This is a genomic window from Tessaracoccus sp. ZS01 (genome assembly GCF_022342445.1).
GTDB lineage: Bacteria > Actinomycetota > Actinomycetes > Propionibacteriales > Propionibacteriaceae > Arachnia.
Genome location: NZ_PQFE01000031.1, coordinates 1 through 1313 on the forward strand (window position 1 = coordinate 1; position 1313 = coordinate 1313).

The following is a 1313-nucleotide window of genomic DNA, read 5'->3' on the forward strand; positions in this document are numbered from 1 at the left end:
CTGCTTCTTGTATGGTTCGGGCATGGAGTATGCGCGCCGGATTCTGGATGACGAGTTGGATGAGCTGTTCGGGCAGGTTCCGGCGATCGCGGTTGACGGGCCCAAAGGGGTGGGGAAGACCACGACCGCTGAGCAGCGGGTTGCCGGAGTGGTGCGGTTGGACTCGAGGGCTATTCGTGAGTCCATCGCCGCGGAGCCGGAGCAGGTGCTGGGGCGTGGGCGTTCGCTGTTGATTGACGAGTGGCAGAAGGTCCCTGAGGTGTGGGACGTGGTGCGCCGTGCGGTGGATGCTGATCCGACGGGCGGGCAGTTCCTGCTGGTCGGCAGCGCCTCCCCGGCGCCGGGGGCCACGGCGCATTCCGGGGCTGGTCGGATCGGTCGGTTGCGGATGCGTCCGATGACCTTGTCCGAGCGGGGAGTGACGCAGCCCACGGTCAGCTTGCGGGGGCTGCTGGGTGGAGATCGCGGGCCGCTGTCCGGTTCGTGCTCGCTGACTTTGAGCGACTACGTGGAGGAGATCGTCGCGTCGGGTTTCCCGGCGATGCGGTCATTGGTGGGGAGGTCGCAGCGGTTCCAGCTCGACTCCTACCTGCGCAACGCGGTGGATCGTGACGTCCCGGAACAGGGGCTGGCGGTGCGGAAGCCTGAGGCGATGTTGGCGTGGTTGCGTGCCTATGCTGCGGCGACGGCGACCACTGCGAGCTACGCGCAGATCCTGGATGCCGCCACTCCCGGGCAGGGCGATAAGCCGGCCCGCTCCACGTCGATCGCCTACCGTGACGTGTTGTCCAGTTTGTGGCTGCTGGACCCGGTGCCGGCGTGGGCGCCGAGCGGGAGTCTGTTGACCCGGCTGGGGCAGACGCCTAAGCATCATCTGGCAGACCCGGCGCTTGCCGCCCGTCTCCTCGGCCTCAGCCGCGACGCTCTGCTCGATGGCGTTGGCACGTCGGTGGGTCCGCAATCAGGCAGCGTTCTGGGTCACCTGTTCGAGTCGTTGGTGACCTTGTGCGTCCGGGTCCCGGCGCAGGCGGCGGAAGCCACCGTCCGTCACCTGCGTACCCGCAACGGCGACCACGAAGTCGATCTGGTCGTCGTCCGCGACGACGGCCGCGCCCTGGCGGTCGAGATCAAACTGGCCAACACCGTCACCGACCAGGACACCAAGCACCTCCACTGGCTCGCCGACCGCATGGGCGACAAGCTGCTAGACGCAATCGTGATCAACACCGGGCCAAACGCCTACCGGCGTCCCGACGGCATCGCTGTGCTCCCCCTCGGACTCCTCGCGCCGTGACTGGCCGACATCCGACTCT

At 67.7% G+C, this 1313-nt stretch carries 1 protein-coding gene; it reads left to right on the top strand.

Annotated elements, in window-relative coordinates; genetic code table 11:
* The first annotated feature begins 22 nt into the window (after positions 1-22).
* On the top strand, positions 23-1294 hold the full coding sequence (locus C3E87_RS14445) for an ATP-binding protein (RefSeq protein WP_076064210.1): 1272 nt from the start codon (positions 23-25) through the stop codon (positions 1292-1294).
* Positions 1295-1313 lie beyond the last annotated feature (19 nt).

What these genes read in the sequence shown, in the direction of transcription:
- C3E87_RS14445 (WP_076064210.1), top strand. Translation starts at nt 23, where the DNA reads ATGGAGTATGCGCGCCGGATTCTGGATGACGAGTTGGATGAGCTGTTC.